Source organism: Pseudomonas sp. P1_F7 (assembly GCF_056405655.1).
Genome location: NZ_JBFUBR010000016.1, coordinates 49043 through 61580 on the forward strand (window position 1 = coordinate 49043; position 12538 = coordinate 61580).

Here is a 12538-nt window from a genome sequence, read left to right on the forward strand (position 1 = left end):
TGCCGCAAGGCAACGGGGGCTTTTTTGTGGGTCACTTACATCTCGACCTGAGTACCTAGCTCAATCACCCGGTTCAGCGGCAGATTGAAGAAACGCAGGTTGCCATTGGCGTTCTGCAACATGAAGGCAAACAGCGCCTCACGCCAACGGGGCATGCCTTCGAGCTTGGAGGCAATGACCGTCTCGCGGCTGAGGAAGTACGTGGTGCGCATCGGACTGAAGTCCAGCTCATCGAGATGACACAGTTTCAACGCCTTCGGTACGTCCGGCTCGTCGGTAAAGCCGAAGTGCAGGATCACCCGAAAGAAACCCTCGCCGTAGGCATCGACCTCGAACCGTCGTGCTGGCGGTACCCTCGGGATGTCTTCGTACACCACCGTCAGCAGCACCACTTGCTCGTGCAGTACCTGGTTATGCAGCAGGTTGTGCAACAGCGCGTGGGGCACGGCATCCGGCCGTGCCGTCAGGAACACAGCGGTGCCCTGAACGCGATGGGGCGGTTGTACGGCAATGCTGCTGATGAAGATCGGCAGCGGCAATCCACCCTCATCGATACGCTCGACCAGCAACTGCTTGCCGCGCTTCCAGGTGGTCATCAGCACAAACAGCGCGAAACCGGCGATCACCGGGAATGCACCGCCCTGAACGATTTTCGGCACGTTGGCGGCGAAGTACACACCGTCTACCAACAGGAAACCCAACAGGATCGGCACCACAAGGACCGGTGGCCACTTCCACAACAGCAGGATCACCGCGGACACCAGAATGCTGGTCATCAGCATGGTCCCGGTCACCGCCACACCATAGGCCGAGGCCAGGGCTCCGGAGGATTCGAAACCCAGCACCAGCAGCACCACGCCGACCATCAGCGCCCAATTCACCGCGCCAATGTAGATCTGGCCTTGTTCAGCACTGGAGGTGTGTTGGATGTACATGCGCGGAATATAACCGAGCTGGATCGCCTGACGTGTCAGAGAGAACGCACCGGAAATCACCGCTTGCGAGGCAATCACCGTGGCCAGGGTCGACAGCCCGACCAGCGGGATCAATGCCCAGCTCGGTGCCAGCAGGTAGAACGGGTTACGGGCCGCTTCCGGGTCGCCTAGCAGCAAGGCACCCTGACCAAAATAGTTCAGTACCAACGCCGGCAGCACGAGGATGAACCAGGCACGAGCGATCGGTTTGCGGCCGAAGTGGCCCATGTCCGCGTACAGCGCTTCGGCACCGGTCAATGCCAGCACCACGGCACCGAGAATTGACACGCCCATGCCCGGATGGACCACGAAGAAACGTACGCCCCATACCGGGTTCATCGCTTGCAGAACTTCCGGATGCTGGCTGATGCCATAGACGCCGAGTGCCCCCAGCACGAGGAACCAGGTGACCATGATCGGCCCGAATAGAATGCCGATGCGCGCCGTACCGTGACGCTGGATCAGAAACAGCGCGACCAGCACTACCAGCGACAGCGGCACGACCCAATGGTCGATGCCTTCGAAGGCCAGCCCCAGGCCTTCAATCGCCGACAGCACGGAGATCGCCGGGGTAATCATGCTGTCGCCATAGAACAACGCCGCGCCGATCAGCCCGCAGACCACCAGCAACATGCGCAATTTCGCGTGCCCCGCCGCCGCCCGCCGGGCCAGTGCAGTCAAGGCCATGATCCCGCCTTCGCCCTGGTTGTCGGCGCGCAGCACGAACATCATGTACTTGATCGACACGACCCAGATCAGCGACCAGAAGATCAGCGCCAGGATCCCCAGTACCCCGTCATGGTTGACCGGTACGCCATAGCCTCCGGAAAACACTTCTTTGAGGGTGTACAACGGACTGGTGCCGATATCGCCATAAACCACCCCGACCGCCGCGACCAGCATGCCGATCGGCTTCGCCGCCGAATGCTCGGCGCCCGCAGCCTGACTACTTGCCTGACCCATCCACCACTCCTACTTCCCAGACCCGGCTTCTTTGAAGAAGCACTATGCTTTGTCGTGCAGCATGCGCTGTTTTACTTACAGTTACAGACGTTTTGTTGACTGTAAAAAATTGGTAAAGCCCAACGGCGCGAAGCATAGCGCAGCACTCGTCGTATTTCCCTGCATAAAGCTGGTCAAGTGAACGACTCATCGCTAGAATTGCGCACTTTTTGATCAGAGGCGCAGTTCAAGCGCCCGTCCGTCGATTTTGCCCTGCCCGGCAAGCGGCGTCACAAAATACCGAGGTTAGACATGTCCACCACTCCTGCGCCGGCCAATCCAAAGGTTGGCTTCGTATCCCTGGGTTGCCCGAAAGCATTGGTCGACTCCGAGCGCATCCTTACCCAGCTGCGCATGGAAGGCTATGACGTCGTGTCCACCTATCAGGACGCCGACGTTGTAGTGGTCAACACCTGCGGCTTCATCGATTCGGCCAAGGCCGAGTCCCTGGAAGTGATCGGCGAAGCCATCAAGGAAAACGGCAAGGTCATCGTGACCGGCTGCATGGGCGTCGAAGAAGGCAACATTCGCAATGTACACCCGAGCGTGCTGGCCGTGACCGGTCCGCAGCAGTACGAGCAAGTGGTCAACGCCGTGCACGACGTCGTGCCGCCGCGCCAGGACCACAACCCGCTGATCGACCTGGTGCCGCCACAAGGTATCAAACTGACCCCGCGCCACTATGCCTACCTGAAGATTTCCGAAGGCTGCAACCACAGCTGCAGCTTCTGCATCATCCCGTCGATGCGCGGCAAACTGGTCAGCCGCCCGGTGGGTGACGTGCTCGACGAGGCCCAGCGCCTGGTCAAGTCCGGCGTCAAAGAGCTGCTGGTGATCTCCCAGGACACCAGCGCCTACGGCGTCGACGTGAAATACCGCACCGGTTTCTGGAACGGCGCGCCGGTGAAAACCCGCATGACCGAACTCTGCGAAGCCCTGAGCACCCTCGGCGTCTGGATTCGTCTGCACTACGTTTACCCGTACCCGCACGTTGACGAGCTGATTCCGTTGATGGCCGCCGGCAAGATCCTGCCGTACCTGGACATCCCGTTCCAGCACGCCAGCCCGAAAGTGCTGAAGTCGATGAAACGCCCGGCCTTCGAAGACAAGACCCTGGCGCGGATCAAGAACTGGCGCGAAATCTGCCCGGACCTGATCATCCGTTCGACCTTCATCGTCGGCTTCCCGGGCGAAACCGAAGAAGACTTCCAGTACCTGCTAAACTGGCTGACCGAAGCCCAGCTCGACCGCGTCGGCTGCTTCCAGTACTCGCCGGTAGAAGGCGCACCGGCCAATGACCTGGACCTGGAAGTCGTCCCGGACGACGTCAAGCAGGACCGTTGGGAGCGCTTCATGGCGCACCAGCAGGCCATCAGCTCGGCGCGCCTGCAAATGCGCATCGGTCGTGAGATCGAAGTGCTGGTCGATGAAGTCGACGAGCAAGGTGCGGTGGGCCGCTGCTTCTTCGATGCCCCGGAAATCGACGGCAACGTATTCATCGACAACGGCAGCAACCTCAAGCCAGGCGACAAGGTCTGGTGCAAAGTGACCGACGCCGACGAATACGATCTGTGGGCTGAACAGATCTAAACGCAAAAAATACGCAAAGCCCCGCTCTCTTGACGAGATGCGGGGCTTTTTTACGGCTATCGTTTGAGATTGAACGGATTTACACCACTCACGCATCAGGGGCAGACGGGCATGCGTCAGCATTCGGTCATCCACACGCCGAAACTTGGCGACTACGAAGAATTGACCCGGGTCTGGGAGGCCTCGGTACGCGCCACCCACGACTTTCTGCCAGACAGCTATATCGAACTGCTGAAAAACCTGGTGCTGACCCGCTACCTCGACTCGGTGATGCTGATCTGCACCAAGGATTCGAGCCAGCGCATCACCGGGTTCGCCGGCGTCGCGGCCGGCAAGATCGAAATGCTCTTCATCGACCCTGACCATCGCGGCCAGGGCCTGGGCAAGAAGTTGTTGCGCTATGCCCTGGAACACCTGAACGCCGACGAACTGGACGTCAACGAACAGAACCCGCAAGCCCTCGGTTTTTACTTCAAGCAGGGTTTCGAGGTCATCGGTCGCTCGGAGGTCGATGGCATGGGCCAGCCGTATCCGTTGTTGCACATGCGTATGCGCCAGGATCACAAACTTTCGCAGCACGGCTGACACAACACCGATACCCGTGTAGGAGCTGCCGAAGGCTGCGAACTTTGCTTTTAAAGATCAAAAGATCGCAGCCTTCGGCAGCTCCTACAAATGGAACCGGGATTAACCGGCGCCAGGCAGGTACAATGCCCACCCCTTTTTTGTTACGGCCCTGACATGACTGACCCGATTCGTCTCTCCAAACGCCTCATCGAACTCGTCGGCTGCTCCCGTCGGGAGGCTGAGCTGTTCATCGAGGGCGGCTGGGTCACCGTCGACGGTGAAGTCATCGACGAGCCGCAATTCAAGGTCGACACCCAGAAAGTCGAACTCGATCCCGAAGCCAAGGCCACTGCGCCAGAGCCGGTGACCTTGCTGCTGAACGTGCCCGCCGGCATGGACGCAGACACCGCCATGGCCACCCTCGGCGCCGAGACCCTGAGCGAAGAGCACCGCTACGGCAAACGCCCGTTGCGCGGGCACTTCCTGCGCCTGACCGCCAGCACCGACCTGCAGGCCAACGCCAGCGGTCTGCTGGTGTTCACCCAGGACTGGAAAATCCTGCGCAAACTCACCGCCGACTCCAGCAAGATCGAGCAGGAGTATGTGGTCGAGGTTGAAGGTGAGATGGTGGCCCACGGCCTCAACCGTCTGAACCACGGCCTGACCTACAAGGGCAAGGAGTTGCCGGCGGTCAAGGCCAGCTGGCAGAACGAAAACCGCCTGCGCTTTGCCATGAAGAACCCGCAACCGGGCATCATCGCCCAGCTGTGCCAGGCCGTCGGCCTGAAGGTCGTCGCCATCCGCCGCATCCGCATCGGCGGCGTGTCCATCGGCAAAGTGCCCGTGGGGCAATGGCGCTACTTGTCCGGCAAAGAGAAGTTCTAAGGCTTCCCACGCCGCCACACCTTTCGGCGCTGCTGTTTTCGGCGGTGCCCATAGCTGAATTATCAGGACTGCACACATGATTCATAACGACGTACTGCGCAGCGTGCGCTACATGCTCGACATCAGCGACAAGAAAGTCATCGAGATCATCAAGCTCGGCGGCCTGGACGTGACCCTGCCGGACCTGCTTACCTACCTCGACAAGAAAGAGGAAGACGAGGAAGGCTTCGTCCGCTGCCCGGACGAAGTCATGGCGCACTTCCTCGACGGCCTGGTGATCTTCAAGCGTGGCAAGGACGAAAGCCGTCCGCCGCAGCCGATCGAAGTGCCGGTGACCAACAACATCATCCTCAAGAAACTGCGGGTGGCGTTCGAGCTGAAAGAAGACGACATGCACGCGATCCTCAAGGCCGCCGAGTTCCCGGTGTCCAAGCCTGAGTTGAGCGCGCTGTTTCGCAAGTTCGGCCACACCAACTATCGCCCGTGCGGCGACCAGCTGCTGCGTAACTTCCTCAAGGGCCTGACCCTGCGCGTTCGCCCGCAATAAACGCCCGCCATCCTTGAGCTGCATGCATGCAGCTCAAGGCCGGGCCGAATGGCCCCTCATTCCCTTCGAAAATAGTGGCTCCGCTGACCGCGGCTGACGACTAGGGTGTAAAGACCTCAGCTCTCAGGATTCGCCATGCATCCCTACTTTTCCCTGCAAGGCCGCACCGCCCTGGTGACCGGCGGCACCCGCGGTATCGGCAAAATGATCGCCAAGGCCTATGTCGAGGCGGGTGCCACGGTGTTCGTCTGCGCCCGCGACGCCGAAGCCTGCCAGCAAACCGTCGACGAACTCGGTGCACTTGGACGCTGCCACGCCATGGCGGCCAACCTCGCCACCGAAGAAGGCGTCCTGCAACTGGCCACACGCCTGGGCGAGCAGATCTCCCATCTGGACATACTGGTGAACAACGCCGGTACCACCTGGGGCGCGCCACTTGAAAGCTACCCGATCAAGGGCTGGGAGAAGGTCATGCAGCTCAACGTGACCTCGGTGTTCAACTGCATCCAGCAGTTCCTGCCACTGCTGCGCAAGGCCGGCTCCGAAGTGAATCCGGCGCGGATCATCAACATCGGATCGGTGGCCGGGATTTCCTCCTTCGGCGAGCAGGCTTATGCCTACGGGCCGAGCAAGGCTGCGTTGCACCAACTGTCGAGGATTCTGGCGCGCGAACTGGTGAGCCAGCACATCAACGTCAATGTGATCGCCCCGGGGCGTTTTCCGAGCAAGATGACCCAGCACATTGGCAATGATGAACAGGCGCTGGCGCAGGATACGGCGTTGATCCCAATGAAGCGTTGGGGCCGCGAGGAAGAGATGGCGGCGCTGGCGATCAGCCTGGCAAGCACCGCCGGAGCGTATATGACCGGGAACATCATTCCGCTGGATGGCGGGTTCAGTCTCTAGATCGGCGGTGCGGCCATCGCGGGCAAGCCACGCTCCCACAGGTTCTTTGGCGTATACAACATCTGTGTTCACCCTGGCCCCCTGTGGGAGCGGGCTTGCCCGCGATGGGGCCGGTACAGGCACAACTGAATACAGACCGATCGGGTTATCATACCCACCTCATCCCGCCTCGACCCCAAACCATGACCTACAGCGTTTCCCCCATCGGCTTCGTGCGCTCCTGCTTCAAGGAGAAGTTCGCCATTCCGCGTCAACCTCAACTGGCCCCGGCCGCCCGTGGCGTGCTGGAACTGGTGGCACCGTTCGATCAAGGGGATGCGGTGCAAGGCCTGGAGCAGGTCAGCCACGTGTGGCTGCTGTTCCTGTTCCACCAGGCCCTGGAAGAAAAGCCTCGTTTGAAGGTCCGCCCGCCGCGTCTGGGCGGCAATAAGTCCATGGGCGTGTTTGCCACTCGCGCAACCCACCGCCCCAATGGCATTGGACAGTCAGTGGTGAAACTGGACAAGGTCGAAGCCAACCGCTTGTGGATCTCGGGCATCGATCTGCTGGATGGCACGCCGATTCTCGATATCAAACCTTACGTGCCCTACGCCGATATCATCGATACAGCCACCAACAGCATCGCCAGCGCCGCGCCGCAGCTGATCCCCGTGCAGTGGACGGATGCAGCGCTGCAACAGGCTCACGAGCATGCTCAGCGCCTGGAGGAGCCTTTGATTGAGTTGATCGAGCAATGCCTGGCACAGGATCCACGCCCGGCCTATCAAACGCCTGCACCCGAGCGGGAATACGGCGCGCAGTTCTGGGATCTGGATGTGCGTTGGCATTACCCGACACCGGAGCTGATCCGCGTCCTGGAAGTCATTCCTGTCAAATAATCCCGGAAACGAAAAAGCCCGCGTCACCTTCTCAGGTCACGCGGGCTTTCTTTGTGCTACGCAGCAACTGTAGGAGCTGGCTTGCCAGCGATGAACTCGAACACACCGCGTTTACCCGGTGAACACGCGTTATCGTTGACGACCATCGCTAGCAAGCTAGCTCCTACAAGTGACCTGAGGTCACTTCTCGACGAACGCACGCTCGATCAGGTAATCACCCGGCTCGCGCATCCGCGGCGAAACTTTCAGGCCAAAGCTGTTCAGCACTTCGCTGGTCTCGTCTAGCATGCTCGGACTGCCGCACAGCATGGCGCGGTCGTCCTGCGGGTTGATCGGTGGCAGACCGATGTCGCTGAACAGCTTGCCGCTGCGCATCAGGTCGGTCAGGCGACCTTCGTTCTCGAACGGCTCGCGGGTCACGGTCGGGTAGTAGATCAACTTGTCACGCAGCGCGTCGCCGAAGAATTCGTTCTGCGGCAGGTGCTCGGTGATGAACTCGCGGTAAGCGACTTCGTTGACGTAACGCACGCCGTGGCACAGGATCACTTTTTCGAAACGCTCGTAGGTTTCCGGGTCCTGGATGACGCTCATGAACGGCGCCAGACCGGTACCGGTGCTGAGCAGGTACAAATGTTTGCCTGGCTTCAAGTCATCCAGTACCAGCGTGCCGGTAGGCTTCTTGCTGATAATGATCTCGTCGCCTTCCTTCAGATGCTGCAACTGCGAAGTCAGCGGACCATCAGGCACCTTGATGCTGAAGAACTCGAGATGCTCTTCCCAGTTCGGGCTGGCAATCGAGTAAGCGCGCATAAGCGGGCGGCCGTTGGGCTGTTGCAGGCCGATCATCACGAACTGACCGTTCTCGAAGCGCAGGCCCGGATCACGGGTGCACTTGAAGCTGAACAGAGTGTCGTTCCAGTGGTGAACACTGAGGACACGCTCGTGGTTCATGTTGCTCATGTACGTGGGACTCCTGGAGATTTGTCTGCGCGTGTTCGGCGCCTGCTCTGCAAAAAAGCCAGCTCTGCGCAATTGCATCGCATTCTAAAGGCAGAGACAATATCTGTTAAATGGATTATTAAGATAAGGGTTATCGGTTATATCGATATGCGATTTACTCTCCGTCAACTTCAAGTATTCGTCGCCGTCGCCCAGCAGGAAAGTGTGTCCCGTGCCGCGGGTCTGCTCAACCTCTCGCAATCGGCGGCGAGCACCTCGATCACCGAACTGGAGCGCCAGTGCAGCTGCCAGTTGTTCGACCGTGCCGGCAAACGGTTGAGCCTGAACGCCCTCGGAAAACAACTGTTGCCGCAAGCGGTCGCCCTGCTGGACCAGGCCAAGGAAATCGAAGACCTGCTCAACGGCAAGTCCGGTTTCGGCTCACTGGCCGTGGGCGCGACCCTGACCATCGGCAATTACCTGGCCACATTGTTGATCGGCAGCTTCATGCAGCGCCACCCGGAAAGCCAGGTGAAGCTGCATGTGCAGAACACTGCCAATATCGTGCAACAAGTGGCCCACTATGAAATTGATCTGGGTCTAATCGAAGGCGACTGCAGCCACCCGGACATCGAAGTGCAAAGCTGGGTCGAGGACGAATTGGTGGTGTTTTGCGCCCCCCAGCATCCGCTGGCCAAGCGCGGCACGGCCACCATGGACGAGTTGAGCCACGAAGCGTGGATCTTGCGCGAACAGGGCTCAGGCACGCGATTGACCTTCGACCAAGCCATGCGCCATCACCGCACTTCGTTAAACATCCGCCTCGAGCTTGAGCACACCGAAGCGATCAAACGCGCAGTGGAATCAGGTTTGGGGATTGGCTGCATTTCCAGGCTGGCTTTGCGCGACGCATTCCGCCGCGGCAGCCTGGTGCCTGTCGAGACGCCGGATCTGGATCTGGCGCGACAGTTTTATTTCATCTGGCATAAGCAAAAATATCAGACCTCGGCGATGCGCGAGTTCCTCGATCTGTGCCGCGCTTTCACCGCCGGGGTTCAGCGCAGCGACGAGATCGTGCTGCCGACGATCGCCTAGAGCAAAATCACCGCCCACACCAGGGCAATCATGCTCAATGCCACGGCCTGGGCGGCACTGCCCATGTCCTTGGCATTCTTGGACAGCGGGTGCCGCTCAAGGGAAATGCGGTCGATGGCAGCTTCCACGGCCGAGTTGAGCAACTCGACGATCAACGCCAACAGGCATACAGCGATCAACAACGCCCGCTCGACCCGGCTGACATTCAGGAAGAACGACAAAGGAATCAGGATGACGTTGAGCAATACCAATTGCCGAAAGGCGGCTTCACCGGTGAAGGCTGCGCGCAGGCCGTCCAGCGAATAACCGGAGGCATTGAGAATACGTTTCAGGCCGGTCTGGCCTTTGAAAGGTGACATAGAGTGGGCAACTGGCAAAAAGAAGTGGGAAAGCTAGTTCAACCAAAGTCAAAAAAGCGTGAATTTGCCAGCCTTTAATGGCTGGAAATTGACTCAAGTTGTTGCAAGAGCAGCGCGGCCTGAGTCCGGGTCCGTACATTCAGTTTACGGAAAATCGCGGTCACGTGCGCCTTGATAGTCGCCTCGGAAACACTCAGCTCGTAGGCGATCTGCTTGTTCAGCAGGCCTTCGCAGACCATGGTCAGCACGCGGAATTGTTGCGGGGTGAGGCTGGCAAGACCTTCGCTGGCCGCCTTGGCCTCATCCGAGACACTGACCGCTTCGAACGCCTGTGGCGGCCAGAACACGTCGCCATCGAGAACCGCACGCACGGCTTTCTGGATCACACTCAAGTCGCTGGATTTGGGAATGAAGCCACTGGCGCCGAATTCACGAGACTTGACCATGATGGTTGGCTCTTCCTGGGCCGAGACCATGACCACCGGAATCTGCGGGTACTGGCCGCGCAACAGGACCAACCCGGAAAAACCGTAGGCCCCCGGCATGTTCAAGTCCAGCAGGACCAGATCCCAGTCGGACTTTTCTGTCAGGCGGACTTCCAGTTCGGCGATGCTCGCCACTTCCACCAGTCGGACATCCGGGCCAAGGCCCAGGGTCAGCGCTTGATGCAGGGCACTACGAAAAAGTGGGTGGTCATCGGCAATCAGGATTTCGTATGTGGCCATTTTTCAAATGATCCTGTTTTTCATGGGACGCCCGATGCGTTCGGACCTCGCCAAAACAACTCAAGACACAGCCACGCAGCTGCACTGACAAGGCACGCTCAACACCAAAATCGGCGTTGCAAACTCTGGCCGCACCCTAATCGGCGCCAAGCATGCCCAGCGAAGCCGGGGTGGTCAAGCCACATGGCCAGTACACTTTATTGCAGTATGCGCGACAATCAGCCCATCAATGGGGTTGCCGACCGGACATAGGGCATCAACTCGGCGTGCGCCGGGGTCGAAACGTTCATGTCCAACTGATGTTTGGCGTCGAGGTAATGCTGGCTGAACACATCGAAATAGGCGTCCAGCGCCGATGCTGCGGCGACATCGCCTGCAAGGTCGAGGCACAGTGCCGCCACTTCCGCCGTGCACAGATGCTCGCTGCGGGTCGAGCGGCGCAACCGGTAGCGGGAGAGTTTCTCCGGCAGCAGGCTGAGGATCGGCAATCGATCGAAATAGGGGCTCTTGCGAAAGATCTTCCGTGCTTCGGTCCAGGTCGCATCCAACAGAATGAACAACGGGCGCTTCGTGCCATCGACGTCCACGCTGTTTGTCACACGCTCAGGTTCGACGTACTCACCCGGAAACACCAGGTAAGGCTGCCATTGCGGGTCGGACAACAGCGCCAGCAACTTCGGATCGGTCTCGGTACGGGACCAGATGAAGGCATGGTTGTCAGGCACCACGTCGGCGATCAGCCAACCGGTGTTGCTCGGTTTGAACACTTCCTTGTTGGTCATGATCAGGCACACGCCGGAGCGGGTAGCGACCTGCGGGCGCCATGCGCACAGGCAGTGGCTCTCGATCACCCGGCAGTCACGGCAGCGCGTCGCGCGCCAGCCACGGGCCTGAATCGGCTTGATGCCCTCCTCCTCACGCTGATCGCGCAAGCGGGCTACAGCATTCAAGGCAAAGCGCGCGGGGGTATGACTCATAGCGGGCAACGCCCACAGAGAAGGGAAATCGACACGAAAAACACTCGACAGGGTAAAAAGTGCCAGCAGTTTACCAGAGCGCCCGGCGCAAGCCTGTACCGTCCAGCCCGCCTCCCCTATAATTCGCCGCCACTGAACGCACAGTCACGTGACGGGTCAAACCCCGCATCACTGAACCAGGAGAGTTTCATGCTGCGCCTTATCGTTCCTACTGCGGCCATTTTGCTGGCGTCGTCCTTCAACGCCCAGGCTGCGTCCTTGAAAGACACGGAACTGAACAAAATGCTGCAAAACGTCGCCACCCAGAGCAGCGTCGGCACTCCTCGAGCGATCAACGAAGACATTCTCGATCAAGGCTACACCGTTGAAGGCAAACAGCTGATCAACCACCTGAGCGTGCAGAGCAGCCACGCCGACAAGATGCGTGCAGACCCGAAAGCCGTGTACTTCCAGTTGGGAGCCTCTGTCTGCCGAAACGAAGGGTTTCGCAAGCTGATGGCCAAGGGCGCAATCATGCGTTACGACTTCACCGAAGTGAAGACCAACCGCCCGGTCGGCTCCGCAAGCTTCCAGGAGTCGGATTGCCTGCAACCGGCCAAGAAGAAAAAGTAATCACCTGGAATTGGCGCGCCGTTGTTCATCTTCGGCGCGCAGTTCTGCCAGCAACGCCTGCAAGTAATGTGAACGGCGTTCGCCACCGCGCAAACGCCGGCAGCACTCCTCTTCGAGACTCAAATGATGGGTCTCGGCTGATGACTTCAGCAATCGATACAGTTGCGTATCGATCTCCAGAACGACTCTGGCCATGGTTTCCCGCCTCCCTGCACTTCACTCAGGCTTGAGTGATAAATCCTTGAACCGCTTGTACCGTGCGCCTTGCCGTTGACGCAAAGTTGTCGTGTTGCACCTGTAACTTAGTAAATCAGAGTGCAGCACATGCGACGTGCGTTCAGACGAGCGGTGAAAGCACCTTGCAAATCGTCAATAAGCGGTTGCCAGGAAAGACTTTGTGGCGCAATGATCAACGCAGCACAAATCACTTTGAAGGTCTGGATTTCAGGGTATCCACCTATACTTCTTCAAGGCTGGAAAGG

Annotated in this window: 14 protein-coding genes; 8 read left to right on the plus strand and 6 right to left on the minus strand. The window is 59.3% G+C overall.

The features are described from left to right. Positions 1-35: 35 nt before the first annotated feature. Positions 36-1937 carry a potassium transporter Kup gene (locus tag AC1D1M_RS23420; protein ID WP_477777441.1) on the minus strand — a complete coding sequence of 634 codons (1902 nt, stop codon included), beginning with the start codon at positions 1935-1937 and terminating at the stop codon, positions 36-38. Positions 1938-2228: 291 nt separating this feature from the next. Between AC1D1M_RS23420 and rimO the strand changes: the two genes are divergently transcribed. The 6 genes from rimO (at position 2229) to tsaA (ending at position 7349) form a co-directional block, all read left to right on the plus strand. Then, the gene (gene rimO / locus AC1D1M_RS23425) at positions 2229-3566 is read left to right on the plus strand and encodes a 30S ribosomal protein S12 methylthiotransferase RimO (RefSeq protein WP_477777442.1); all 1338 of its coding nucleotides are present in this window, start codon (positions 2229-2231) and stop codon (positions 3564-3566) included. A 111-nt stretch (positions 3567-3677) separates the two neighbouring features. Then, positions 3678-4151 (plus strand): GNAT family N-acetyltransferase, encoded by a 474-nt coding sequence (locus tag AC1D1M_RS23430; protein ID WP_477777443.1) that lies wholly within the window; start codon positions 3678-3680, stop codon positions 4149-4151. A 156-nt stretch (positions 4152-4307) separates the two neighbouring features. Continuing rightward, positions 4308-5018: an rRNA pseudouridine synthase gene (locus AC1D1M_RS23435; RefSeq protein ID WP_043302481.1), complete on the plus strand. Its 711-nt coding sequence runs from the start codon at positions 4308-4310 to the stop codon at positions 5016-5018. 76 nt (positions 5019-5094) lie between these two features. Continuing rightward, positions 5095-5565: a YehS family protein gene (locus AC1D1M_RS23440; protein WP_046041186.1), complete on the plus strand. Its 471-nt coding sequence runs from the start codon at positions 5095-5097 to the stop codon at positions 5563-5565. A 135-nt stretch (positions 5566-5700) separates the two neighbouring features. Then, positions 5701-6471 (plus strand): SDR family oxidoreductase, encoded by a 771-nt coding sequence (locus AC1D1M_RS23445; protein WP_477777444.1) that lies wholly within the window; start codon positions 5701-5703, stop codon positions 6469-6471. A gap of 182 nt (positions 6472-6653) precedes the next feature. Then, positions 6654-7349, plus strand: coding sequence for a tRNA (N6-threonylcarbamoyladenosine(37)-N6)-methyltransferase TrmO (gene tsaA / locus AC1D1M_RS23450; RefSeq protein WP_477777445.1), 696 nt, complete (start codon positions 6654-6656; stop codon positions 7347-7349). Between the two features lie 180 nt (positions 7350-7529). Here tsaA and fpr read toward each other — a convergent pair whose 3' ends face one another. After that, complete coding sequence (gene fpr, locus AC1D1M_RS23455; protein ID WP_008054100.1) at positions 7530-8309, minus strand: ferredoxin-NADP reductase; 780 nt, start codon at positions 8307-8309, stop codon at positions 7530-7532. 147 nt (positions 8310-8456) lie between these two features. On the opposite strand from fpr, the gene AC1D1M_RS23460 reads away from it, so the two are divergent. Further along, entirely contained in the window at positions 8457-9383 is a 927-nt protein-coding gene (locus AC1D1M_RS23460) for a LysR family transcriptional regulator (RefSeq protein ID WP_046041182.1), read from the plus strand. Here AC1D1M_RS23460 and AC1D1M_RS23465 read toward each other — a convergent pair. The 3 genes from AC1D1M_RS23465 to AC1D1M_RS23475 all read right to left on the minus strand — a co-directional run bounded on the left by AC1D1M_RS23465 (position 9380) and on the right by AC1D1M_RS23475 (position 11444). Continuing rightward, positions 9380-9742: a diacylglycerol kinase gene (locus tag AC1D1M_RS23465; protein ID WP_150754183.1), complete on the minus strand. Its 363-nt coding sequence runs from the start codon at positions 9740-9742 to the stop codon at positions 9380-9382. The two genes, AC1D1M_RS23460 and AC1D1M_RS23465, sit on opposite strands and share 4 nt — an antisense overlap. A 74-nt stretch (positions 9743-9816) precedes the next feature. Beyond that, positions 9817-10467: a response regulator transcription factor ErdR gene (gene erdR, locus AC1D1M_RS23470; protein WP_008054094.1), complete on the minus strand. Its 651-nt coding sequence runs from the start codon at positions 10465-10467 to the stop codon at positions 9817-9819. A gap of 218 nt (positions 10468-10685) precedes the next feature. Next, complete coding sequence (locus AC1D1M_RS23475) at positions 10686-11444, minus strand: tRNA-uridine aminocarboxypropyltransferase (RefSeq protein ID WP_477777446.1); 759 nt, start codon at positions 11442-11444, stop codon at positions 10686-10688. A 189-nt stretch (positions 11445-11633) separates the two neighbouring features. Here AC1D1M_RS23475 and AC1D1M_RS23480 point away from each other — a divergent pair, with 189 nt between their 5' ends. Then, a complete protein-coding gene (locus tag AC1D1M_RS23480) occupies positions 11634-12056 on the plus strand; it encodes a quorum-sensing-regulated virulence factor family protein (protein WP_007990204.1) in 423 nt (140 codons plus the stop codon). On the opposite strand, the gene AC1D1M_RS23485 is transcribed toward AC1D1M_RS23480, so the two are convergent. Beyond that, positions 12057-12251 carry a hypothetical protein gene (locus AC1D1M_RS23485; protein WP_057716151.1) on the minus strand — a complete coding sequence of 65 codons (195 nt, stop codon included), beginning with the start codon at positions 12249-12251 and terminating at the stop codon, positions 12057-12059. It abuts the gene before it with no gap. Positions 12252-12538: the final 287 nt, after the last annotated feature.

Bases quoted from the DNA above. Each gene is read 5' to 3' on its own strand.
- AC1D1M_RS23435 (WP_043302481.1), top strand. From the start codon at position 4,308: ATGACTGACCCGATTCGTCTCTCCAAACGCCTCATCGAACTCGTCGGC.
- AC1D1M_RS23475 (WP_477777446.1), bottom strand. From the start codon at position 11,444: ATGAGTCATACCCCCGCGCGCTTTGCCTTGAATGCTGTAGCCCGCTTG.
- AC1D1M_RS23480 (WP_007990204.1), top strand. From the start codon at position 11,634: ATGCTGCGCCTTATCGTTCCTACTGCGGCCATTTTGCTGGCGTCGTCC.
- AC1D1M_RS23445 (WP_477777444.1), top strand. From the start codon at position 5,701: ATGCATCCCTACTTTTCCCTGCAAGGCCGCACCGCCCTGGTGACCGGC.
- AC1D1M_RS23440 (WP_046041186.1), top strand. From the start codon at position 5,095: ATGATTCATAACGACGTACTGCGCAGCGTGCGCTACATGCTCGACATC.
- rimO (WP_477777442.1), top strand. From the start codon at position 2,229: ATGTCCACCACTCCTGCGCCGGCCAATCCAAAGGTTGGCTTCGTATCC.
- AC1D1M_RS23465 (WP_150754183.1), bottom strand. From the start codon at position 9,742: ATGTCACCTTTCAAAGGCCAGACCGGCCTGAAACGTATTCTCAATGCC.
- AC1D1M_RS23420 (WP_477777441.1), bottom strand. From the start codon at position 1,937: ATGGGTCAGGCAAGTAGTCAGGCTGCGGGCGCCGAGCATTCGGCGGCG.
- erdR (WP_008054094.1), bottom strand. From the start codon at position 10,467: ATGGCCACATACGAAATCCTGATTGCCGATGACCACCCACTTTTTCGT.
- AC1D1M_RS23485 (WP_057716151.1), bottom strand. From the start codon at position 12,251: ATGGCCAGAGTCGTTCTGGAGATCGATACGCAACTGTATCGATTGCTG.
- tsaA (WP_477777445.1), top strand. From the start codon at position 6,654: ATGACCTACAGCGTTTCCCCCATCGGCTTCGTGCGCTCCTGCTTCAAG.
- AC1D1M_RS23430 (WP_477777443.1), top strand. From the start codon at position 3,678: ATGCGTCAGCATTCGGTCATCCACACGCCGAAACTTGGCGACTACGAA.
- fpr (WP_008054100.1), bottom strand. From the start codon at position 8,309: ATGAGCAACATGAACCACGAGCGTGTCCTCAGTGTTCACCACTGGAAC.
- AC1D1M_RS23460 (WP_046041182.1), top strand. From the start codon at position 8,457: ATGCGATTTACTCTCCGTCAACTTCAAGTATTCGTCGCCGTCGCCCAG.